Genomic DNA, 21,928 nt, shown 5'->3' on the forward strand with positions numbered 1-21,928 from the left:
GTTCCGCCCCGGCGGCCGGATCGTACGGCGGGCCGCGGCCCTGCCGGAGGCGCTGCGGTCGGCACGACCCGCGCCCACGGATCTGGACCCCACGGACCCCATACGAACGGTGCCCCGGGACCAGAATCTCGAGGGGATATTCCGCGAAGAAAGCGAGAGATACACCCAGCCGACACAGATATTTCGGCCGCGGGATTTGCGTCCCGTGCCGCGGGATTTGAAATTCGATTTGCTAATCGGCCGCGAAGCGCGTAGAGATTAGCGATCAATTCAACGGCTGAACCTCGATGGCGCGGTTTCGTTATGAAATCGTGTGCCAGAGAGCTCTGTCTTGAACTGATGACGGAGACGGCCGCGCATGATCGCGTGGACCTCCGGTAGATGAAGCCCGCAAGGGCGAAGGAATACGATGGCTGTCGGTACTGTTAAGTGGTTCAACGAGACAAAGGGTTTCGGTTTCATCCAGCCGGATAACGGCGGAAGCGACGTGTTCGTGCACATCTCGGCCGTCGAGCGCGCCGGCATGCGCGGCCTCGCGGAAGGCCAGAAGGTCTCCTACGAGATGGAAACCGACAAGCGCAGCGGCAAGCAGTCCGCCGGCAGCCTCCAGACCGTCTGATCACGGCGGGCTCCCGTGTGGAGCCCGACCTGTTTCGAGAGCCGCTTCCCGGATGGGAGGCGGCTTGCTTGTGTTCTGAGACCCGATTCCAGGGGAGCGCGCCGTCGGCGGCCTCCCGCATGACAGGATCCTGTGTGAGCCAATTCAACCCGAACTCGATGACCGACCGCCTCAAGGCCGCGACCGAAGCCCGTGCCGCGGCGCTGGCCCGCTTCCGTGACCGCCCGGCCGCGGATGATCCGGTCGTGGTCGCCCGCAAGGCCGAGCGGGCTCAGATCGCCCGGGAGCGCGAGATTCGCGTCGCGGCCCGCGAGCAGGCCCGGCTCGAGGCCGAGGCGCAGCGCGCCGCGGAGGCCGAGGCCGAGCGCGAGCGTCAGGCCGCCGAAGAAATTCGCGCCGCCGAGGAGAAGGTGGCGCAGGCCGCTGCCGCACGCCTGGAGCAGAAGGCTCAGCGCGATGCGCGCTACGCCGCCCGCAAGGCCAAGGCGCGCCGCTGACGGTTTCCGTCGCCGGGATCGTTCGATCCCGCGACCCCACGGCGGATTCGGCGCGGATCCGCCCGTCGGTTCCGTCCCTCGGGACGAGACCGCATCACCGGGGCCGCCGCGACGGGCGGGCCCACCTCAGGCGCGACGTCAGTCCGCCGAACCTCCACCGAGGAGACAAGCGCCATGTCCCACAAGTTCAAGATCGGCCAGCGCGTGCGTCGCGCCCAGATTGGCTACACCGCCCCGAAGAGCGATATCTCCGACGTCTTCGAGATCGTCCGCCTCGTCCCCGAGGATCAGACCGGCGAGCCGTTCTACCGGATCAAGTCCGGGAGCAGCGAGCGCGCGGTGCGCGAAGGCGAGATCACCGAGGCCTGAGCGGCCCGCCTCCGCGCCCGGCGCGGAGCCCACACCCTCAGGGCGAATATGCAGGCCGCGGCCTCCCCTTCACGACGTGAGGGGGAGGCCGTTTTCCGTCAGCTCAGCACCACCACGCGTGAGCCGATCTCGACGCGGCCGTAGAGATCGATGACGTCCTGGTTGATCATCCGGATGCAACCCGACGAAACGCTCTTGCCGATCGACTCCGGCTCCAGCGTCCCGTGAATGCGGTAGAGCGTGTCCTTGTTGCCCTGCCACAGGTAATGGGCCCGGGCCCCGAGGGGATTGTGCGCACCGCCGGGCACGCCGAGACCGCTCTGGAGCTGGGAGACGGAGCGCGCCAGCTTCGGCGTGCGGGCGATCATCTCCTTGGGCGGATACCAGTCCGGCCACATCTGCTTGGAGTTCACCGTCGAGGCGCCGGCCCACGAGAAGCCCTGCTTGCCGACGCCCACGCCATAGCGACGCGCCCGGCCATTGGGCTGGACGAGGAAGAGGTGATGGGCCCGCGGGTCGACCACGATCGTGCCCGGGGTTTCCGAACCCGTATACGCGACCTCCTGGCGCAGGAAGGACGGGTTCGCCTTGCGCCAGTTGAAGGCGTAGACGGGGAAGGGCTCGTCGGTGACCGCCGCGTAGGCGCGGTTGAAGTCGATGGGACCATCGTCGATGGGCTTGGCCGGAGCGGCCTGCTGCACCGAGGCGGGCGGCACCTGCCGCGGGGCGTAGAGATCCGCATCCGGATCGTCCGCCACGGCGCGGCCGCGCTGGCTGCGCGCCGGTTCGAACCCGCGGTCCGATCCACGCTCGGAATAGGGCACGTACTGGCCGCCCCGGCGACGGTAGAGCCGTCCCTCCTCGTCGCGATAGAGGCGCTCATCGTCGTAGGGGCCATTCCCATCGATGGCGCCGCCGAAGAGGCCGCGCCCCTGCGCGAGGGCGGACCCGACGGGCGTGAGAAGCGCGAGGCTCGTCGTCGCCCCGGTGAGAAGCGTGCGGCGGGTCGTCTGAGGCATGGACGTTGCTCGGGAAGTCGTCGGAGATGGGTCGTTCAAGCCCGGGCCTAGCAAGTCGACGCAGAGCCGTCACGTCATCTGAACGACGGGCAGCCCTGCAGGGGCACCAAAGTTCGGGGGCGATGCAGTGCGGGCACAATCATAGGGTCTGGAAACCATCCGGAAAACCTTCCGAAGACCCGCGCGAATACGCCGGCATCGTGCTTTCACCATGTCTATGAAAAAGCGGTGATCAGCCCCCGGCCGGGATGGGCGATCGATTGCAATGTGCCGCGTCGTGCCGACATAGGTGGTCCTCCGCCAAGCCCTCTCTCGAATACATGGAACGCGACCCGTGCCGGTCCCCCCGCGTCCCCGTCACCGCGCGCGCCCTGCGGCGCTCGCGGTCCTCCTGCTCGTCTTCCTCGTGCCCACGGACGGGCAGGCGGGCCGCAGCCGAACCGCGCGCGTCGCGGAGCCCGCCGCTCCGGTGACGAGTTGGACCTCCAGCGAGCCGGAGAACCCCACCTGCCAGCGCACCCGGCGCAAGCTCTGGCAGGCCGACGAGGGCTGGGTGGTGCGCAGCATCACGGTCTGCCGGTAAGGCGTCCCGCGCACCGCCCGAATGCATCCGTGCAAAATTCATTTGCGCGAAATTGATGATCCGCCGGCGGTTGAACGTAGGACAATCGCCCGCGCTTCGCTAAAGCTTGCGGGGCACGCGTCGGATCGACCGTCGTCGGTCCTGTGCGAGGATCAAGGGTGCAGGATCGTCCGAGCCGAAGGGCATCGGGGGGAGCGTGGCCGGAGGGACGATTGAGTAGGACCGGCGATGCGCCCGAGACGGGGCCCGAGGCTCTGGCGCGCTACGACATCCTGGATACCGCGCCCGAGGACGCGTTCGAGGACATCGTGACGCTCGCATCCCGTCTGCTGGAGATGCCGGTCTCGCTGGTCTCCCTGGTGGATACCGATCGCCAATGGTTCAAGGCCCGGGTCGGCTTCGCGCGCCCCGAGACCGCGCTCACGGAGTCGATCTGCGCTCACGCGGTGCGGCAGGACGGGCTCTTCGTCATCCCCGACACGACGCGGGATTCGCGCACCGCGGAAAACCCCCTCGTCACCGGCGAACCGCACGTCCGGTTCTACGCCGGCATGCCCCTGCGCACGCCGGAGGGGACGGCCCTGGGGACCCTCTGCGTCCTCGACACGCGGCCGCGCGAGCTCTCCGAGGCGCAGGGCTTCATCCTGCGCACCCTCGCCGGCCAGGTGATGACCGAGCTCAACCTGCGGCGCGCCCTGAAGGAGCGCCGCGCGAGCGACCGACACAATGCGGCGATCATCGGGAGCGCCATCGATTACGGCATCGTCACCCTGGATCTCGCCGGCCGTGTCACGAGCTGGAATCCAGGCGCCGAATGCGTCCTCGGCTGGAGCGAGGCCGAGATTCTGGGCCAGCCCGCCGACTTCTTCTTCACGCCGGAGGACCGGACGCGCGGAATACCCGATCACGAGATGCGCGTCGCCCGCGATCTCGGCCGGGCCAACGACGAGCGCTGGCACATCCGCAAGGACGGCTCGCGCTTCTGGGGCATGGGCGAGATGATGCCCCTCATGGATGAGGCGGACCGGCAGGTCGGCTATCTCAAGATCCTGCGCGACCGCACGGCCCAGCGCCAGGCGGACGAGGCCCTGCGCAAGCAGACGGCCCTCCTGCAGACCGTCACCGATCACCTCAGCGAGGCGGTGTTCCGCCTGAACGAGGACGACGTCGTCATTTTCGCCAATCCGGCCGCCGAGGCGATGCTCGGCTGGCCCCGCGGTAGCCTGATCGGCTGCAACCTCCACGACACGGCCCATCACCACCATCCCGACGGGCGGCCGTTCCCGCGCGAGGACTGCGAGGTCGTCCGCTCCCTTCGCAGCGGCGTCGCCCTGCGCGACCGCGAGGCGACGTTCTTCCGTCAGGACGGATCACCCATCGACGTCATCACCAGCAACGCCCCCATCGTCGAGGACGGGGTGGTGCAGGGCGCCGTCCTGACCCTGACGGACATCACCGAACGGAAAACGGCCAATGCCCGGCTGCGCCGGAGCGAGGAGCGCCTGAGCCTCGCCCTCAACGCGTCCGGCATGATCGGCACCTGGGACTGGGACCTGCGCGACGACGTGGTCTACGCCGATCCGAACTTCGCGCGGATCTACACCGTGGATCCGGAGCGCGCCGCCCTGGGCGCGCCCCTGGCGGACTACATCCGGAACTTCCACCCGGACGACCTGCCGCGATTCCAGGAGGAGCTCGACCGCCTCTTCGCGGGGGCCAAGGAATTCGCCTGCGAGTATCGGATCCTCCAGCCGGATGGCTCCCATCGCTGGGTGATCGCCCGCGGAAGCCTCGTGCGCGCCGCCGACGGGACGCCGCTGCGGTTTCCGGGGGCGTCGGTGGACATCACCGAGCGCAAGCGCGCCGAGGAGCGTCAGGCGGCCCTGGTCGAGCTCGGTGAGCGTCTGCGGGAGTTGCAGGATCCCGGCGAAATCGCGTTCGTGGCCGCCGAGATCGCGGGTCGGACCCTCGGCTTGACCCGCGCCGCCTACGGTGTCCTGGACGATTCGGGCGTCTATCTCGACATCATCCGGGACTGGACCGTGCCGGGGGCGAGCTCCCTCGTCGGGCGCCACCGCTACGCCGATTACGGCTCCTACCTGTCGGAGCTGCGCCAGGGGCGCGACGTCGTCATCGCGGACGTGGAGACCGACCCCCGCACCGCCGACCGATTCGAGGCTTTCCGCGCCCTCGACGTGCGCACCGTCATCAACCTGCCGCTGATGGAGCGCGGGCAGCTCGTGGCGGTGTTCTGCCTGCACGATTCGAAGCGGCGGGACTGGACGCCGGACATCCTCGATTTCGTGCGCAACGTGGTCGACCGCACCCGCGCCGCCGTGGCCCGCCTGCGGGCCGAGGAGCAGCAGGAGCTGGTCAACCGCGAACTCAGCCATCGGATGAAGAACCTGCTGGCGATGGTGCAGTCGATCGCGACCCAGACCATGCGCAGCGCCATCGATGTGGACACGGCCAAGGAGGTGCTCGCCGGCCGCCTCATCGCCCTGGGCCAAGCCCATGACCTGTTGATGGGCGGCGCCCTCGGCAGCACCCTGATCGGCCCGGTGGTGCGTGGCGCTTTGAAGCTGCACGAGGATCGCGCGGGCCGTTTCCGCCTCGACGGGCCGGACCTAGAGATCGGTGCCAAGCCGGCCCTGTCCCTGGCGCTCATGCTGCACGAGCTCGCCACCAACGCGGCCAAGTACGGGGCGCTCTCGGATGAGGATGGCCACGTGGCGATCCGCTGGGAGGTCCGCGACGAGGCCGGCGAGCCGACCCTCGCCTTCTCCTGGGCCGAGATCGGCGGCCCCCCGGTGACGCGGCCGACCCGCAAGGGGTTCGGCTCGCGCTTCATTGAGCGTGGGCTCGCCGGCCAGGTCGGCGGCACCATCGCCCTCGATTTCCCCGCCGACGGCGTCACCTGCGCCATCGCCGCGCCCCTGGCGGCCTTCCAGGCCGACGGCTGAGACGGGCTGCGCTCGATCGAAGCGGTCCCCGGATCGGCACGCCTGCGCGGCGCTCGAGCCAAGCCCGGATCCGCCCTCCGGAAGGGATCGAACGACTTTCGTATGAGTCGCCGCATGCCTGCGCCTCGACCCTGGACATTTCCTGGGCAGTGCCGTCTCGCGCGGCAATCCGGCGCCGTGGACCGCCGCAGGCGAAGGCCTGCGCATCGGGTCGGCGTGGCGAGGAACGGCATTCCGAAAAACTGGCACGTTCGGTGCTTGGCTCGATCCGTCGCCGGTCGGCGACGCGCGGAGCAAAGGCGCTCCGCATGCGGACGGCGTGAGTCCGGATCCCTTGGCATGAGCGGCCGCCCTGCGGCCGCGAACCTCGAGACGCACTCCATGGCCAGCTTCAAGACCGTGATGAAATCCGGTCATCCTCCGACCCTGTTCGCCGCCTTCCTCTACTTCGATTTCTGCTTCGCGATCTGGGTGCTCAACGGCGCCATGGGTCCGTTCATCACCGAGACCTACAAGCTGACCCCGGCCCAGACCGGATTCATGATCTCGCTGCCGATCCTGGCCGGTGCGATCATGCGCTTCCCGCTCGGGGTGCTGGCCCAGTATATCGGCCGCAAGAACGCCGCCATCACCGAAATGACGGTGATCATGTTCGCGATGGCCTTCGGCTTCTTCTACGTGAACACCTACGACGAGGTGCTCGCCATGGGCGTGCTCCTCGGCATCGCCGGGGCCTCCTTCGGCGTCGCCCTGTCCCTCGGCTCGGGCTGGTTCCCCAAGGAGCACAAGGGCCTCGCCATGGGCATCGCCGGGGCGGGCAATTCCGGCACCGTGCTGGCCGTGCTGTTCGCGCCGCCCCTGGCCCAGGCCTATGGCTGGCAGACCGTCTACGGCTTCGCCGGCTGCGTCATGGCGATCCCGCTCATCGTCATGATCGTCTTCGCCAAGGAGCCGCCGGACGCGGAGCACCAGTCCTTCCGGGAGCACGTCTCCTGCCTGTTCCAGAAGGACGGCTGGGCCTTCAACCTAATCTACATCATCACCTTCGGCGGCTTCATCGGCCTGTCGAACTTCCTGCCGACCTTCTTCTACGAGCAGTTCGCCGTGACCAAGGTCGAGGCCGGCCGGTTGACCATGCTGGCGGCGCTGATGGGATCCGGCATCCGCGTCGCCGGCGGCTACTTCGCCGACCGCCTCGGGGGCATCCTGGTGCTGTCCGTCGTGCTGATCGCCGCGGTGGGCTCGTTCCTGCTCCTGACCGCGTCGCCCTCCCTGGCGCTGACCACCGCCCTGTTCATGCTGTGCTTCGCCGCCCTCGGGGCCGGCAACGGCGCCCTGTTCCAGCTCGTGCCCCTGCGCTGGCCCGCCAACACGGCGGTGGCCGGCTCGATGATCGGCGAGGTCGGGGCCCTCGGCGGCGCCATCCTGCCCAACGTGATGGGCCTGTCGAAGCAGTATACCGGCTCCTTCGCCCTCGGCTTCGTCGGCTACGCCGTCTTCGCCGCGCTCGTGCTGGTCTGCCTGTTGGTGTGGCAGCGCAAATGGGTCGGCACCTGGGTCGGCCCGCGCGGCAAGGTGCTGACGCCGGGCACGCCGGAGCCCGCCGAGGCCGGCCGTCTCGGCCCGCTGACGGCCTGAACCGCGCCCCTCAGCCGATCTCCTCCGCCACCAGCGCGAAGGTCAGGACATCCACCGCCGCCGCGCCGCCGCGCAGGAGCACCCGCGCGGCGGCGTTGGCCGTCGCGCCGGTGGTCATCACGTCGTCGATCAGGAGAATGCGCCGCCCCTGAAGCCGGGGGCGCATCGACTCCGGCACCTGGAAGGCGCCCTGGAGGTTCGTCGCCCGGGCCACCCGGCTCAAGCCGACCTGCGGGCGCGTCGCCTTCACGCGCGCGAGCGCGCCCGGCTCGAAAGGCCGCCCGGCGAGCCGGCCGATCCGGCGCGCCAGGAGCGCGGCCTGATTGAAGCGGCGGCGCCACAGGCGCCAGCGGTGGAGCGGCACCGGCACGAGGCAATCCGCGCGGGCGAGGAGCGCCGCGCCGGCCCCCGCCATCATCCCGGCGAGGACGGGGCCGAGGTCCAGGCGGTCCTCGTATTTCAGCCGGTGCACGAGGTCGCGGGCGACGCCCTCGTAGAGCGCCACCGCCCGCGCCTGTGCGAAGACCGGGGGATCGGCGATCGCGCGGGGGGACAGCAGGGCGCCGGTTCCGTGATCGACGGCGAAGGGGGTCCCGAAGCGATCGCAGCAAGGCGGCGCGATCAGGCGCAGCCCCGACCAGCAGCGGGCGCAGAGGGCGTGCGGGTCGGCAATGGCGCCGCCGCAGCCGGGACAGGTCGGCGGATAGACGAGGGCGAGGCCGCCGCGGAGGGCGGCCCGCAATCCCGTGGTGACGGCGCGGGCGGCAGGAGCCATGACGGCCATCCTACCACCCGCACCAAGCGGATGCGACCCCTGGTTGTTCTCAACGGGTCTGCGGCTGCGGCTGGGCCGGGTTCTGCTCGCGGTCGCGCTTGTTGGCCTGGTGGCGGCCGACGGCGCAGCCGGCCGCGGCGCCGAGGACGCCATGACCCGCCACGTGGCCGGCGACGCCGCCCACGAGGGCGCCCTTGATGCAACCCTTCGCCTCGGCTCCGGTGGTGGCAAGGCTGATGCCCGCGAGGGTGAGGGCCGCGCCGAACAGGATGGACTTCATGGCGTCTGATCTCCTCGATTCGTCGTCGAATCGCTGGGCCTCAACAGCGAGGGACGGAGACACGTTCCGTCCCGGTAGCGGCTGGCGCTCGCGCTGCAGGCGCGCCATCTAGATCGTGATGACCGCGCCTCCGCTGTTCGATACGGGCCTCGCCCGCCGCCGCCTCGCCCGTGCCCACCGGGCCGGCTATGCCGACTTCCTGCTGCGCCGGGTCGTCGACGATCTCGACGACCGCCTCGGCGCGGTGCTGCGGACCTTCACGGAGGCCGTCGACCTCGGCACCCCCGCGTCCCTCGCCGCCGAGCGCCTGCGCGCCTCCGGCCGGGTCGGGCACGTCACCCGTCTGGCACCCCGGGCGGAGGCCGGCGCGGTGCTGGCCGACCCCGAAGCCCTGCCGCTGGCCCCCGCCCGGTTCGACCTCGCCGTCTCGCTCCTCGCCCTGCAGCACGTCAACGACCTGCCGGGTGCCCTGGCGCAGCTGCGCCGGGCTCTGCGCCCCGACGGGCTGTTCATCGGCTGCCTCCTCGGCGGCCGGACCCTGACCGAGCTGCGCCAGGTCTTCGGGCAGGCGGAGAGCGAGGTGGAGGGCGGCGTCAGCCCGCGCGTGGCCCCCTTCGCCGAGGTCCGCGAGATGGGCAGCCTGCTTCAGCGGGCCGGTTTCGCCCTGCCGGTCACCGACGTCGAGACCGTCACGGTGCGCTACCGCGATCCGTTCGCGCTCATGCACGACCTGCGTGCCATGGGGCTGACCAACGTCCTGGTCGACCGCCGCCGGACCCCCCTGCGCCGCGACACGCTTCTGCGGGCCGCCGCGCTCTACGCCGAGCGCTTCGCCGATCCGGACGGGCGCCTGCGTGCCAGCTTCGAGATCCTGTGGCTTTCCGGCTGGGCTCCGCACGAGAGCCAGCAGAAGCCCCTGAAGCCGGGCACCGCCCAGACGCGCCTCGCCGAGGCCCTGGGCACCACCGAACGCAAGACCGAGGGACAGGAATCATGAGAGAGCCCGGACCCGACCATCCGATCACCGTCGCGCCGCATCCGGGGAAGTTGCGTCTCCGGCTCGCGGGGACGCTCATCGCGGAGACGGAGTCCGCCCTCGTGCTCACCGAGGCGAACTATCCGCCGGTCTTCTACATTCCGCGGGCCGATGCCCGATGGGCGCACTTCACCCCGAGCGCCCGCCACAGCCATTGCCCCTACAAGGGTGACGCCCGCTACTTCACGCTGACGACGCCGGACGCCACCCGGCCGGACGCGGTCTGGAGCTACGAGGCACCCTATCCGGCGGTGGCCGCCATCGCCGGGCATCTCGCGTTCTATCCGGACAAGATCGACCCGATCGAGCAGGACTGAGCAGGCTCGGCCCTCAGTCCCGGACCTGGGACCAGAACGCGGCCTTGCGCCCGTGAAGCCGGCGCAGCGTGCCGCGATAGGCCTCCGGATCCTCCGTCAGCCCGTCGAGGGCCTCGAGGTAGCGGGCCGCGTGGCCGTAGGCGGCGCTGCGGCCGTGCTCGAGGATGGAATCGATGAGCAGGCGGTAGAGCTCGGCCGCCGCCTCCGGCTGCGTCCGCTCCAGGGCCTCGGCGGCGGGCGCCAGGATCTCGTAGCGGCTCCCGTCCCAGCTGCCGCGATGGGCCATGACCAGGCGAGCGGCGCGGGCCGGGTTCGGCCAGTGGGTGAGGAAGGCGAGCGCCCGGTAGCGATCGGGATGAGCCTGCGCCTGATCGAAGGCCCGATCCAGCGCCGCGTCGTCCTCGAAGTCGGGCAGCTTGGCGAGGTAGGCCCGCAGCATCGCGGGGTCGAGGTTGCGCCCGAAGGCCTCCCAGCGCAGGGCCTGCGCGGCCTGCGTCTGGCCGAGGCTGTCCAGGATGCGGATCTCCACGGCCTGTCGCGCGCGTTCCGGGGCATCGGGGTCGAAATGCCCGGTGAGCAGTGCCTCCCGGGTGACCACCACCGGTCCCCGCTTCTGCGGACGGCGAATCCAGTCCAGGGCCTCCGGGGCCCGGCCCGCCGCCAGCAGACGCTCGGCGATCCGCACCCGGTCCGGCTGTTCGGGCGACACCGCCTGCTCGAAGGCGATGAAGGCATCGACTTCGCCGGCCCGGTCGGCGAGGGCTTGGCGCATGCGCACGAGGCGGCTGCGGGCGAGCTGAGACGCCCACGCCTTCTCGCCGCCGGTCCGGACTTCCGAAGCCGGGGGCGTGGCGTCCGCGAGGGCCGCGTCGAGAGGGGGCAGGGCTGCCTCCGGCAGCCGCGGGATCAGGTCGTGCAGCAGGGTCTCCACGAAGCCGTACCCGTCGGCGCCGAGGCGGATCACCAGCCCCGTGGCGACCCCGGCCGCCGCCTCCGCGGGGAGATCGACGATGAGGGAAGCGGCCGCGTCGACCGCCCGTTCGTAGACCCCGTGGATGCGCCCGCTCGAATCCTCCGCGCGTCCGAGGACATCGTTGGCCCCGCCGAGGAAGCGGATCAGCCGGTCGAGGGCCGCCCGCGGGTCCAGGGCGGCGAGCTCGGTCACCACCGTGGTGAGCATGGCGTCGAGATCGGCGGCGAAGGCCCGCTGCTTCTGCCAGTCGATGTAGCCCTGGCCCCGCTCCAGGGCGGTGAGCCGCCGGTCGATCAGCGCCGCGATGGCGTCCGGCCCCTGCAGGCTCGCCACCGCCGCGGTCACCAGCTTCTTGAAGGTCGGGTTCCGCGCCGTCTCCGACAGGACGAGGCCGATCAGGCGCTCCAGCCCGAGCGCGGTCAGGGTCTCGGGGCTCGGCGTGGTCTTTCGCGAGGCGCGCTTAGGCTTGCTCGCGGCGCGCTTGGGCTCGCTCGCGGCGCGCTTGGGCTCGCTCGCGGCGGACGTGTCCGCAACGGGCGGCCGAGCGGCCGCCGCCTTCGTCGCCGGTTTCGCCGCTGCCCTGCGTGCCATGCACCGTTCTCCCTCTCCCGACGGGACAAGTCGTTTCCCGACAGGGCAGATCGCGCCGGACGGGATCTGCCCGTCAGAACTGGATCAGGGTCCGAGCAGATCCAGCAGGAAGGGAATCAGTGGCGCATCAGCCGGCGGCATCGGCTGGTCCTTGAGGTCGCGCGGACGCACCCACTTCAGCGCCTGCCCCTCCATGGAGCGCGGCAACCCGTCCCAGCGCCGGCAGATGTAGAGCGGCATCAGGAGGTGGAAGTCCGGATAGGCGTGGCTCGCGAAGGTGAGGGGGGCGAGGCAGGCTTCCTGCACGGTGATGCCGAGTTCCTCGGCGAGCTCGCGGATCAGGGTCTCCTCCGGCCGCTCGCCCGGGTCGATCTTGCCGCCGGGAAATTCCCAGAGGCCGGCGAGCTGCTTGCCGGGCGGGCGCTGGGCGAGGAGCACGCGTCCATCGGTGTCGACCAGCGCGACGGCGACGACGAGGAGGATGCGCAGGGGCGCGGGCGTCGCCGGGGTCATGGGGCGATCGCGAAGGTCGCGGCGACATCGGCGGCGGTCTCGATGGTGCCGGCGACGAGGGGCACCGGCGTGCCGCCGCGCTTGGCGCGCATCGGCGCGGGCGCCGCGAAGGCGATCGGCGGCCCCGAGGCCGTCGCCGGGGACTGGATCGACACCACCCGCCCGAGGGTGACGCCGGCCGCCTCGGCCAGCCGTTCGGCCTGGGTCCGCGCATCCTTCATCGCCGCGCTGCGCACGGCGCTTTCGGCCGCGTCGGGATCGCGCAGGCCGAAGCCGACGCCGTCGATGCGGTTCGCCCCCCCGTCGAGGGCCCGCCGCATCAGGTCGCCGAGGCGCCCCATATCGGCGAGGCGCACCCGCACCGTGTTGGCGGCGCGGTAGCCGTCCGGCTTCTCGGCGAAGGACCCGTCCGCCTGTCGGACTGAGCGGGTGACCGGCTGCAGCGTCACCGCGGAGGTGCCGAGATCCGCCTCCTGCACCTTGAAGTCGGCGGCCAGCGCCAGGATCGCCTTCGCGGCGGTGCTGGCGCCGTCGAGGGCGGCGGCCGGGGTCGCGCCCCTGGCCTCGACGCCGATCTCCACCGAGGCGAAGTCCGGTGCCACTTCGGAGCGGGCGCGTCCGACGACGCTGATCCGGCCCTCGGCGAGCCCCGGCCTGTCCTCGGCCCGCGCCGCGCCCGGGACGTCGAGCAGGGCGAGCGCCAGGAAGGCGGAGACGGCGACCGCCTGGGTGCGCCTCATGAGCGGTAATCCCCGTTGATCTCGATGTAGAGCTTGGTCAGGTCGCAGGTCCACACGCGTGCGCTGCCCTCGCCGAGACCGAGATCGACCCGCACGGTGACGTCGGACTCGCGCATCACGGCGCTCGCCGCCGCTTCGCTGTAATCGGGATCGCGGGCGCCCGCGCGCGCCACGCGCACGTCGCCGAACCAGATCGCGAGGCGGTCGCGGTCGGCCGGCTCGCCGGCCTTGCCCACCGCCATCACCACCCGGCCCCAGTTGGCATCCTCGCCCGCGATGGCGGTCTTCACCAGGGGCGAGTTGGCGATCGACATCGCGATGCGGTGGGCCGAGGCGTCGCTGGTCGCCCCCGTGACCCGCACGGTGACGAATTTGCGGGCCCCCTCGCCATCCCGGGCGACGAGCTGGGCCAGATCGACTAGGAGGTCGTCGAGGGCGGCGCGGAACCCGGAGAGGCGCGGATCGCCGGCGTCGGACATCGCGGCGTTGCCGGCCGCGCCCGTCGCGAACAGCATCAGGGTGTCGGAGGTGGAGGTGTCGCCGTCGACGGTCACGCAGTTGAAGCTGGTGGCCGTGCCGGCGGAGAGGAGCGCCTGGAGCACCCCCTGGGGCAGGGCGGCATCGGTGAAGACGAAGCTCAGCATCGTCGCCATGTCGGGGGCGATCATGCCCGCGCCCTTGGCGATGCCGTTGAGGGTGACGGTGACGCCGTCGATGGTGGCCCGGCGCGTGGCGAGCTTGGGGAAGGTGTCGGTGGTCATGATGGCCTGGGCGGCCGCGGCCCAAGCCTCGGCGCCGTCCCGGGTCCGCCCGGCGCAGTCGGCCAGCACGCCCTCGAACTTGGTGGCGTCGAGGGGCTCGCCGATCACGCCGGTGGAAGCGATGAAGATCTCCTCCGGCCGGCACTGTGCCGCCTCGGCGGCGATCCGGGCCGTCAGTGCAACGGCCTCGCGCCCGCGCAGGCCCGTGAAGGCATTGGCGTTGCCGGAATTCACCACGAGGGCTCGGGCACCCGCACTGCCCAGCGCCTCGCGGCACCAATCCACCGGAGCGGAGGGGCATTTCGAGCGGGTGAACACGCCGGCCGCCTGCGTGCCCGCGGCGAGCGCCACGTAGAGCACGTCGGTCCGCCCGGAATAGCGGATGCCCGCCTGCGCGGTCGCGAGCCCGACGCCGCGAATCGCCGGGAGCTGCGGTTGTGTCTGGGGCGCCAGCGGCGAGACGGGGGGGCTCTTGGCAGACGACATGGGCGAGGGCTCCGGATCTCCGCGGCCGTCTCGGGCGCGCGGCGAGGCCGGTGTTGCCCCGCGCGCGCCGTCCGCGTCAACCGCGACCACCGTCATCCCCCTGTCGCATCGGACGCGCCGGCCACGAGTCCTGTCAGACCAGGGACTTGTCCAGGGGATCCGCTTGCAGACCTGAGCCAGTGCTGCGGTGCAGCATCGTGTCGTGCGGGAGTTCTCCGGGTCGACGGTCCGGGACATCAGACGAAGGCGGGCCCGAAAGACACTCGCCTCGGCAGGATGGGGGGCTTGTCTGTACGAGCGAACGTGACATAGCATGCTGCGACGCACAGTTTCCGAGGTGATCGGCACGGATGTCCAGGCGCGAGGGGGGAGTCTCGACTATGGAACGACCGACTTCGCCAGGTGGCGCCTACGGCGTTCAGGTTCTGATCGCCGGTCGCCAGAAGCATTGGCGCGATGAGGTGACGTCGCAGATTCGACGAGCGGGCTTCGCGGCCACCACGGTGGATTGCGGCGTCGACGCGATGACGGTCCTGGCCCTCGGCCTTCCCGTCGATGTTCTCGTGACGGACGTCAGCCTGCAGGGCAAGCTCTGCTGCCAGAAGCTGGCCTTGGAAGCCCGTGCTCTGCGCCCGGATCTGCGCATCGTCTTTGCCAGCGACCTGGAATCGCTGGCGAGCGAAGACGATCCGACGCCGTGGCTCGAGGAGCTGTTCGACGCCCAATTCCCCGACGACCGCGACGGCCTGATCGCGGTCCGGCGCATCGACAACGTCGCCAGCACGGTGCGGGACGCTCTGCGCAGCCCTGCCTGATCTCATCCGCCTTCGCTGCACGCGACCGGCTCTTCGAAACCGTCCCCTTCGGGATCGACCGGCGGTGCCGTTGGCCTCCGATTGGCGAGCCGAATACCCCAACGACGTGACGGTTTTCTGACGGTCCGGTGCGGGTCAGACCTGCGATGCCCGGAAACGAAAAACACCCTCGCAGGGATGCGAAGGCGTCCGTTCAACCCATCCGGGGCCGGATCACTGCGCCTTGGGGGCGTCCGCCGGCTTCGGATTGGCATCCGTGTTCGTCTTGGTGGCATCCGCATTGGGCTTGGCCTTGCCGAGGTAGACGTATTCCGGCGCGGCGCGGAGCTGGTCCTTGTTGGTGTCGATGGTCGCCTTCAGGGTGGTGTCGTCGACGCGGACGAGCTTCATGGCGCTCGGGTCGATGGCCACGTACTTCGTGCCGATCCCGAGGAAGCCGCCGACGCCGACCACCCACGACTTGACCGTATTCTTCTCGTCGAGCACGACGTCGGCGATCTCGCCGATGGTCTCGTTGGCGGCGTTCTGGATGGTCAGGCCAACCAGCTTCGACGTGACCATGTCGCTCTTGTTCTGCACCACGAAGGTGGGGCGCAGATCGTTGGCGAGGGTCGCGGGGGCGGCCTGGACCGGTGCCGGCGAGGCGGCGGGCGCGGTGGCATCCGGCGACTGAGCGAGAGCGAGGGTGGCGCTGGCAGCGAGGAGAGTCGTGCCGAGCAACAGGCTGCGCATGGACGAAGTCTTTCGAAAGGTCGGGCCGAAGGGCGAACGAGGGGGGGCGTGGTGCCACAGCTCAAGTTCAAGCTTCCGCCAAAGGTTCCCGCGATCCGGCATGGTGAATGGACGAACGCCGGTCGGGCCTTAGATTTCTCGGTCCAAGGGGCGGCGGAACCGGTCCGCGCGCCCGTAACGGGGTGCCGCACCATGTCGAACGTCCTGCTGCCCAACGCCCGGCCCGCCAACGCCCGGCTCGCGCGGTTGCCGCGCCGTCACGCCCTCGCGTTGCTCGGTGGGGCCCTCGTCTGCGGTGTCCGCCCGGCCGTGGCCGACGCCAGGAAGGCGGGCGACTTCGCCTTCGAGACGCCGGAGGGCGGAACCCTGCCGCTCTCGGCCTATGCCGGTCGGCCCATCCTCGTGGTCAATACGGCTACGGCCTGCGGCTATGCCGGGCAATTCACGGGGCTGCAGGGCCTCTGGACCCGCTTCGGTGACCGGGGCCTCACCGTCATCGCGGTGCCGTCGCCCGATTTCGGCAACCAGGAACCCCTGGACGGCGTCGCCATCGCGGAGGCCGCCCGCAAGAACCATGGCGTGACCTTTCCGGTCACCGCCAAGACCCATGTCCGGGGTCCCGCCGCGCATCCGTTCTATCGCTGGGCGGCCGCCGAGAAGCCCGGCAGCACGCCCGGCTGGAACTTCCATAAGTATCTGGTCGACCGCGACGGCAGCCTGATCGGCGCCTTCCCGTCCTCGGTCGAGCCCAACGATCCGCGCATCGTCACCGCGATCGCCAACGCGCTGCCCGCCGCCTGAGCGTTCAGCGCGGGATGTCCCGGGGCGGGCGCAGGGACCCCGGTGGAGGCGGTGCGCGGCGGGGGCGCCGGGCCCGCTCCGACGTCCCGCGCACAGGCGGCGAGGCGTAGTTCGAGGCGAAGGGATTGGCCGGGGTGCGATCGGCGCTGCCGAACAGGCTGAACTCCGCCCGGGCGCCCTGGTCCGCGCCCAGCAGCGTCAGGAGGAGAGCGAGGCAAAGGCGGCGCATGCGTGTTCCCGGGGTCGGCTGACTGCCTTGTCCCGATATCGCAAACCCCCACATCCCGCGAGAGGCCGCCCCGGAATCACCCTGAGATCCGGGCTGGCGCGGGACGGGTCGAGGAACGGGATGATGAAGCCGCACCGGTTCGAGCAGGCGGGTATCGTCTTCGAGATCGCCTTCGAGCGGGCGCCGGAGGGCTGGGTCGCCCATATCCGCCGCTCCGACAGCGAAACCACCCACGCGATCGGGTTTCCCGATGGGCCGGGCTACGACCCCGCCGATGTGCGCGGTTCGCTGATCGCGGGCTGCGCGGCGGCGCTTCCCAACCTGTCCTGGGCGAGCCCGACCCGACACTGAGCGGAACCTCCCGAACCGCCCCGTGTTCGCCCTCCCGGATGCTGCGCTCGCAGACGCGCGGGTGCGTGAAACGGGAAGGAACAGCCGATGTCCGAGATCACCTATCGCATCGTCGAGCACGATGGCGGCTTCGCCTACAAGGTCGGCGACGTGTTCTCAGAGACCTATCCGAGCCATGACGAGGCCCTGCAGGCGGCCCAGGCCGCTGCGGCCGAGCAGCAGGTTCCGGGTTCGACGGAGGGCATCCGCTACCAGGACAGCCAGGGCGCCTGGCACGACGAGACCGCCCAGGGCAACGATCGTCCGACGGCCCGCGTGGTCGATTGACGTCCGGTCCCGGTCCGGCGGCGGTCAGGCCGAGCGTCGCCGGGGCGGGGTCCCACCGGCCGGCCAGGCGGCCAGGGCCGGCTCGACCTCGAGGCCCGGTCCGGTCCCCGCGCGAGGGGGCGCGCCCTCGCATTTGGTGCGGTTGCGCCCCGCCGACTTCGCCCGGTAGAGCGCCGCATCGGCGGCCTCCACCAGGGCGGCCGGGGTCTCCGCGCCGTCCGGGCTCGCCGCGACGCCGACGCTGACGGTGACGTGGTCCAGGCCGTCGCCGCGCCCGGCATGGGGCAGGGCGAGGGCATTCAGCGACTGGCGGACCCGCTCCGCCAGGACGATGGCCGCCGCGCTGTCGAGGCCCGGCAGCAACAGGGCGAATTCCTCGCCGCCGTAGCGCGACACGAGGTCGGTGGTCCCGCTGACCCGGGCGGTCAGCAGCCGCGAGATCTCGCACAGGCAAGCATCGCCCGCCCCGTGTCCGTAATGGTCGTTGAAGCGCTTGAAGTGGTCGACATCCACCAGCATCAGGGCGAACGGATCGCCGTCGCGGGAGGCCTGCCACAGGGCTTCGAGACGCTGCGAGAAGGCCCTCCGATTGGCGAGGCCCGTGAGCGGGTCCGTGGTCGAGAGACGGGTCAGCCGGGCGTTGGCGACCACGAGCTGCTGCGCCCGCAAGGATTCCCGCAGCGTGTAGAGGTAGTTGCGTCGGTTGGCGCTCTCGATCTCATGCGCGGCCCCCAGACTGAAGGCGATGCCGATCAGCATGTCGAGCCGGACCAGGCCCGCCAGATCCGAGGCAATCTCCGGGTGGGCTGCGATGGCGAGGCCGCCGGCGAGCGCGGTCGTGCCGGAGACGATGCAGGCCCAGGTGAACCGGAGCGCCAGGGAGATGTTGGCGAAGATCACCGTCAGCCAGATCGCCGTGGTCGCGTGGGCGACGTTGGGTCCGTGGCCGAGCCAGAGCGTGAGCACCGGGATCGTCACCGCTGCCAGGACGCCGAGGCCGCACAGGGCCTCCCGAATGGGGGCGCTCACCCGGCTCAGGCCCACGAAGATCCCGATGGCCAGCGGCGTCATCACGGCGAACCGCAGGACCAGGTTCAGCATCGCGACGTCGGGCGTGGTGACGAAGGCGGCCCCGGCATAGAGGTGGAAGACCGCGAGGCCGATGAGGGTGGTGCGCCGCAGGTGCCGAACCCGCCGGCGTCCGGTCTCCGCCTCGAACCGGCTTTCGAGTTCGGCCGGGAAGACGAGGCGCCAGCGCGTCGCCTGCAGCGTCCGTTCGATGAGCGCCAGCAGACGGTCGCTGGTGCGAAACGACAGGGAGCCCGGATCGTCGGACGATCGGGCAGCAGACGAAGCGATCACGCGCGGAAAAATCCATGGGCAAGCGGGCAGGCGGGCGGTGGGCAGGCGAGCCACTTTGGCTCCCGGGCGAAGAGTTCGGCCCCCGGGCCAGAAGTTCGGCTTCCGGGCCAAGCGTTCGGCTCCCGGGCCAAGCGTTCGGCCCCACGGGCAAGAGTGACCGCAACTCCTGTCGGCATGCTTGCCCCGATCGCTAAAATCCGAGCGATCGATGGCACAGAATGACCAGGACGTGCAAAAATGTATCTAACAATCTTGGGATGTGACGGTGCCCGACCGAATGGACGATTGCCTCCCGGGGGCCACCTCGTGCATGCCTCGTCCAGATCCGGGCGCGCGCCGCCGCGGACCGCGTTCGGGGCTGCCCGTCGCCACCCCTCGACCCGGATCTCTACGCCTTCTGGAGCCTGCCCGTGACCCTCTCGAACCCACGCCAGCCCGACCACGACATCGATCCGCTCTTCCTCGAGCGCTGGTCCCCGCGCGCCTTCACGGGCGAGGCCGTGCCGGAATCCGAGCTTCTGCGGATGATCGAGGCCGCCCGCTGGGCGCCGTCCTCCTACAACTCCCAGCCCTGGCGCTTCGTCTACGCCCTGCGCGGAACCCCGGCCTGGGAGACCTTCCTCGACCTGCTGGTGCCGGGAAACCGCAAGTGGGCGGAGGGGGCCGGCGCCCTCGTCATCCTGGTCTCGAGCAAGCTGATGAAGACCGGTGACGGCCTGACGCCCTCGGCGAGCCATTCCCTCGATACCGGGGCCGCCTCGGCGAACTTCCAGCTCCAGGCGATCCGCCAGGGCTGGCACGTGCACGGCATGGGCGGGTTCGACAAGGCGCGCTCCGTCAGCGTGCTCAACGTGCCGCCGGACCATCAGGTCGAGGCGGCCTACGCCGTCGGGCGCGCGGCGAACCCGGCCGATCTCACCGAGGAGCAGCGGGCCAAGGAGGTGCCGAACGGCCGGCGGCCGATCAGCGACTTCGCCTTCGCCGGTGCCTTCAAGGCCCGCGAAGCCTGAGTCGTCCGCCGTGCTGAGATCCGCCCCCGATTATGCCGGGCTCGTCGCCGGGTTCGCCTGGGACATCCCGGAGCGGTTCAACATCGGCGTCGATGTCTGCGACCGCTGGGCTCTGCGCGCGCCCGATCGGGTCGCGATCCAGGAGCTCGTCGGGGCGCGGGTCTCGGACGTCACCTTCGGCCACCTGAAGGATCGCTCCGATCGTCTGGCGGCCGGGTTGCGGGCCCGGGGCGTGGTGCCCGGCGACCGCGTCGGGGTCCTGCTCCCGCAATCGGCCGCCGTGGTGATCGCCCATGCGGCCGCCTACAAGCTCGGGGCGATCGCGCTGCCGCTCGCGGGCCTGTTCGGGCCGGACGCCCTGCGCTACCGCCTGGCCGATGCCGGGGCCCGCGTCCTGATCACCGACGCGGCGGGCCTCTCCAAGATCGAGGCCCTCCGCGCCGACCTGCCGGACCTCGACCTCGTCGTCTGCGTGGACGGCGCGCGGGGCGAGGCCCTCGGCTGCGATGCCCTGCTCGCCGAGGCGCCGGGCGGGTTCGTGCCGGTCGACACCCGGGCCGACGATCCCGCCCTGATGATCTACACCTCCGGTACGACCGGGCCGGCCAAGGGCGCGCTGCACGCCCACCGGGTGCTCCTGGGGCATCTGCCGGGCTTCTGCATGATGCACGATTTTCCGCCGCAGGCCGGCGACCGGATGTGGACGCCGTCCGACTGGGCCTGGGCCGGCGGCCTCCTCAACGCGACGCTGCCGAGCCTGCATTTCGGCGTGCCGGTGCTGGCCTGCCCAAATTTCCGGTTCGAGCCGGAGGCCGCGTTCCGGCTGATCGCCGAGCGGGCGATCAGCCTCGCGTTCCTGCCGCCGACGGCCCTGCGCATGCTGCGCGGCGTCGCCGATCCGCGCGGGCGCTTCGACCTGTCCCGCCTGCGCAACATCGCCTCCGCCGGCGAGGCCCTGGGTCCGGAAACCTTCGACTGGGCGCGGCGCGAACTGGGGCTCACCATCGGCGAGGCCTACGGCCAGACCGAGTGCAACCTCGTCCTGGCCGCCTGCCGGGCGGCCGGGGTGGCGCGGGCCGGCTCCACCGGACGCCCGGTCCCCGGGCACCGGGTCGCGATCCTGCGGCCGGACGGCAGCGAGGCCGCCGCCGACGAGCCCGGCGAGATCGCCGTCGCCCGGCCCGACCCCGTGATGTTCCTGCGCTACTGGAACCAGCCCGAGGCGACGGCGAAGAAGTTCTTCGGTGACTGGATGCTCACCGGAGACACCGCCCGGCGCGACGCCGACGGCTACGTCCACTTCGTCGGGCGCGAGGACGATCTCATCACCTCGGCCGCCTATCGCATCGGTCCCACCGAGATCGAGGATTGCCTCGGCGCGCACCCGGCCGTGGCCCTCGCCGCCGCGGTGGGCAAGCCGGACCCGCTCCGTACCGAGATCGTGAAGGCCTACGTCGTCCTGCGCCCGGGCTACGAGGCCTCGGATGCCCTGGCCGCCGAGATCCAGGCCTTCGTGCGCACCCGCCTCTCGGCCCACGAATACCCGCGCGCGATCGCGTTTCGCGATCATCTGCCCATGACCACCACGGGCAAGATCATCCGCCGGCAGCTGCGCGACGAGGGGTGAGGCTCACCGCACCGTCACGCGGTAGCGGACGCGGCTGACATTTCCCACGGGATCGACCAGTTCGAGCGCAAACGCGTCGCGGCCGGTATAGCCGGGCGCCGCGGTGTAGAACACGAAGGTCGCGGGCCGCTTGCGGGCATTGCAGTGCGCCCGCGCATTGAACATCGGGAAGCTCGGAAAATCCTGTCCCTGCGCGATCTGCACGCGGCCGTCATGCGGCGCTTCGATCAGGCTGATCGTCATCGGGCCGAGAGACTTGCACGTCGGATCGAGCGAGGAGAACGAGGCGGCCGTGAGCCGGCTGCTTCCGAACACAACCTTCTCGAACGTGGCCACGCGCCTCGGGCTCGTCTGGGCGGTCACGCCTGAAGCGAGACCCATGGCGCTGGCCAGGACGACCTGCCGGATCATGGGGGCTGCCCCGCTCTTGGGAACACTGCGCCGGAGCATGCCCGAGTCGCAGGCCCGGCGCAGACACAACCGATCCCTAAAAGACACGTTCTGCGGGATTTAT

Annotated in this window: 25 protein-coding genes; 14 read left to right on the top strand and 11 right to left on the bottom strand. The window is 70.8% G+C overall.

From position 1 onward, the window contains the following. Positions 1-409 precede the first annotated feature (409 nt). The 3 genes from ASF20_RS15345 (at position 410) to ASF20_RS15355 (ending at position 1,485) form a co-directional block, all read left to right on the top strand. Positions 410-619 carry a cold-shock protein gene (locus ASF20_RS15345; protein ID WP_055947623.1) on the top strand — a complete coding sequence of 70 codons (210 nt, stop codon included), beginning with the start codon at positions 410-412 and terminating at the stop codon, positions 617-619. 134 nt (positions 620-753) lie between these two features. After that, a complete protein-coding gene (locus ASF20_RS15350) occupies positions 754-1,116 on the top strand; it encodes a DUF6481 family protein (RefSeq protein ID WP_274534727.1) in 363 nt (120 codons plus the stop codon). 174 nt (positions 1,117-1,290) lie between these two features. Beyond that, positions 1,291-1,485, top strand: a complete 195-nt coding sequence (locus tag ASF20_RS15355) for a hypothetical protein (protein ID WP_055947626.1) — start codon at positions 1,291-1,293, stop codon at positions 1,483-1,485. Positions 1,486-1,583: 98 nt separating this feature from the next. Here the strand turns inward: ASF20_RS15355 and ASF20_RS15360 are convergent, their stop codons facing one another. After that, positions 1,584-2,504 (bottom strand): L,D-transpeptidase, encoded by a 921-nt coding sequence (locus ASF20_RS15360; protein ID WP_056275434.1) that lies wholly within the window; start codon positions 2,502-2,504, stop codon positions 1,584-1,586. Between the two features lie 334 nt (positions 2,505-2,838). Here ASF20_RS15360 and ASF20_RS15365 point away from each other — a divergent pair, with 334 nt between their 5' ends. The 3 genes from ASF20_RS15365 to ASF20_RS15375 all read left to right on the top strand — a co-directional run bounded on the left by ASF20_RS15365 (position 2,839) and on the right by ASF20_RS15375 (position 7,688). Then, positions 2,839-3,087 carry a hypothetical protein gene (locus ASF20_RS15365; RefSeq protein WP_056214919.1) on the top strand — a complete coding sequence of 83 codons (249 nt, stop codon included), beginning with the start codon at positions 2,839-2,841 and terminating at the stop codon, positions 3,085-3,087. A 212-nt stretch (positions 3,088-3,299) separates the two neighbouring features. Continuing rightward, the gene (locus tag ASF20_RS15370; protein ID WP_056275438.1) at positions 3,300-6,050 is read left to right on the top strand and encodes a PAS domain S-box protein; all 2,751 of its coding nucleotides are present in this window, start codon (positions 3,300-3,302) and stop codon (positions 6,048-6,050) included. A gap of 381 nt (positions 6,051-6,431) precedes the next feature. Next, complete coding sequence (locus ASF20_RS15375) at positions 6,432-7,688, top strand: MFS transporter (RefSeq protein ID WP_056275699.1); 1,257 nt, start codon at positions 6,432-6,434, stop codon at positions 7,686-7,688. 10 nt (positions 7,689-7,698) lie between these two features. Here ASF20_RS15375 and ASF20_RS15380 read toward each other — a convergent pair whose 3' ends face one another. Both ASF20_RS15380 and ASF20_RS15385 read right to left on the bottom strand, forming a co-directional pair. Continuing rightward, positions 7,699-8,463: a ComF family protein gene (locus ASF20_RS15380; RefSeq protein WP_082501364.1), complete on the bottom strand. Its 765-nt coding sequence runs from the start codon at positions 8,461-8,463 to the stop codon at positions 7,699-7,701. Between the two features lie 49 nt (positions 8,464-8,512). Then, positions 8,513-8,743: a hypothetical protein gene (locus ASF20_RS15385; protein WP_056275445.1), complete on the bottom strand. Its 231-nt coding sequence runs from the start codon at positions 8,741-8,743 to the stop codon at positions 8,513-8,515. Between the two features lie 115 nt (positions 8,744-8,858). Here ASF20_RS15385 and ASF20_RS15390 point away from each other — a divergent pair, with 115 nt between their 5' ends. Continuing rightward, positions 8,859-9,740 carry a methyltransferase domain-containing protein gene (locus ASF20_RS15390; RefSeq protein ID WP_056275448.1) on the top strand — a complete coding sequence of 294 codons (882 nt, stop codon included), beginning with the start codon at positions 8,859-8,861 and terminating at the stop codon, positions 9,738-9,740. Beyond that, a complete protein-coding gene (locus tag ASF20_RS15395) occupies positions 9,737-10,096 on the top strand; it encodes a DUF427 domain-containing protein (RefSeq protein WP_056275450.1) in 360 nt (119 codons plus the stop codon). The genes ASF20_RS15390 and ASF20_RS15395 overlap by 4 nt, the downstream gene beginning before the upstream one ends. A gap of 13 nt (positions 10,097-10,109) precedes the next feature. Here ASF20_RS15395 and ASF20_RS15400 read toward each other — a convergent pair whose 3' ends face one another. The 4 genes from ASF20_RS15400 to argJ form a co-directional block, all read right to left on the bottom strand. Beyond that, positions 10,110-11,660 carry a DUF6880 family protein gene (locus ASF20_RS15400; protein ID WP_056275453.1) on the bottom strand — a complete coding sequence of 517 codons (1,551 nt, stop codon included), beginning with the start codon at positions 11,658-11,660 and terminating at the stop codon, positions 10,110-10,112. A gap of 84 nt (positions 11,661-11,744) precedes the next feature. Beyond that, on the bottom strand, positions 11,745-12,173 hold the full coding sequence (mutT, locus tag ASF20_RS15405) for an 8-oxo-dGTP diphosphatase MutT (protein WP_056275456.1): 429 nt from the start codon (positions 12,171-12,173) through the stop codon (positions 11,745-11,747). Next, positions 12,170-12,913 (bottom strand): SIMPL domain-containing protein, encoded by a 744-nt coding sequence (locus ASF20_RS15410; protein ID WP_056275459.1) that lies wholly within the window; start codon positions 12,911-12,913, stop codon positions 12,170-12,172. The genes mutT and ASF20_RS15410 overlap by 4 nt, the downstream gene beginning before the upstream one ends. Further along, complete coding sequence (gene argJ, locus ASF20_RS15415) at positions 12,910-14,160, bottom strand: bifunctional glutamate N-acetyltransferase/amino-acid acetyltransferase ArgJ (RefSeq protein WP_056214940.1); 1,251 nt, start codon at positions 14,158-14,160, stop codon at positions 12,910-12,912. The genes ASF20_RS15410 and argJ overlap by 4 nt, the downstream gene beginning before the upstream one ends. A gap of 380 nt (positions 14,161-14,540) precedes the next feature. On the opposite strand from argJ, the gene ASF20_RS15420 reads away from it, so the two are divergent. Further along, positions 14,541-14,975 (top strand): hypothetical protein, encoded by a 435-nt coding sequence (locus ASF20_RS15420; RefSeq protein ID WP_056214943.1) that lies wholly within the window; start codon positions 14,541-14,543, stop codon positions 14,973-14,975. Positions 14,976-15,188: 213 nt separating this feature from the next. On the opposite strand, the gene ASF20_RS15425 is transcribed toward ASF20_RS15420, so the two are convergent. Further along, positions 15,189-15,707 carry a PRC-barrel domain-containing protein gene (locus ASF20_RS15425; protein ID WP_056214946.1) on the bottom strand — a complete coding sequence of 173 codons (519 nt, stop codon included), beginning with the start codon at positions 15,705-15,707 and terminating at the stop codon, positions 15,189-15,191. A 192-nt stretch (positions 15,708-15,899) separates the two neighbouring features. Between ASF20_RS15425 and ASF20_RS15430 the strand changes: the two genes are divergently transcribed. After that, a complete protein-coding gene (locus ASF20_RS15430) occupies positions 15,900-16,508 on the top strand; it encodes a glutathione peroxidase (protein WP_056275460.1) in 609 nt (202 codons plus the stop codon). A gap of 4 nt (positions 16,509-16,512) precedes the next feature. Here ASF20_RS15430 and ASF20_RS15435 read toward each other — a convergent pair whose 3' ends face one another. Further along, positions 16,513-16,737, bottom strand: coding sequence for a hypothetical protein (locus ASF20_RS15435; RefSeq protein WP_056275463.1), 225 nt, complete (start codon positions 16,735-16,737; stop codon positions 16,513-16,515). A 120-nt stretch (positions 16,738-16,857) separates the two neighbouring features. On the opposite strand from ASF20_RS15435, the gene ASF20_RS15440 reads away from it, so the two are divergent. Together ASF20_RS15440 and ASF20_RS15445 are read left to right on the top strand one after the other, a co-directional pair. Then, a complete protein-coding gene (locus tag ASF20_RS15440; RefSeq protein ID WP_244472713.1) occupies positions 16,858-17,088 on the top strand; it encodes a hypothetical protein in 231 nt (76 codons plus the stop codon). An 87-nt stretch (positions 17,089-17,175) separates the two neighbouring features. Next, positions 17,176-17,415 (top strand): hypothetical protein, encoded by a 240-nt coding sequence (locus ASF20_RS15445; RefSeq protein WP_056275467.1) that lies wholly within the window; start codon positions 17,176-17,178, stop codon positions 17,413-17,415. 24 nt (positions 17,416-17,439) lie between these two features. Here ASF20_RS15445 and ASF20_RS15450 read toward each other — a convergent pair whose 3' ends face one another. After that, positions 17,440-18,777, bottom strand: coding sequence for a diguanylate cyclase (locus ASF20_RS15450; RefSeq protein ID WP_056275469.1), 1,338 nt, complete (start codon positions 18,775-18,777; stop codon positions 17,440-17,442). Between the two features lie 410 nt (positions 18,778-19,187). On the opposite strand from ASF20_RS15450, the gene ASF20_RS15455 reads away from it, so the two are divergent. Then, complete coding sequence (locus tag ASF20_RS15455; protein ID WP_056214962.1) at positions 19,188-19,787, top strand: nitroreductase family protein; 600 nt, start codon at positions 19,188-19,190, stop codon at positions 19,785-19,787. 10 nt (positions 19,788-19,797) lie between these two features. After that, on the top strand, positions 19,798-21,414 hold the full coding sequence (locus ASF20_RS15460) for an AMP-binding protein (protein ID WP_056214965.1): 1,617 nt from the start codon (positions 19,798-19,800) through the stop codon (positions 21,412-21,414). Between the two features lie 3 nt (positions 21,415-21,417). Here the strand turns inward: ASF20_RS15460 and ASF20_RS15465 are convergent, their stop codons facing one another. After that, on the bottom strand, positions 21,418-21,825 hold the full coding sequence (locus ASF20_RS15465; protein WP_056275471.1) for a hypothetical protein: 408 nt from the start codon (positions 21,823-21,825) through the stop codon (positions 21,418-21,420). Positions 21,826-21,928: the final 103 nt, after the last annotated feature.

The organism is Methylobacterium sp. Leaf88, assembly GCF_001422795.1.
Taxonomy (GTDB): Bacteria; Pseudomonadota; Alphaproteobacteria; order Rhizobiales; family Beijerinckiaceae; genus Methylobacterium.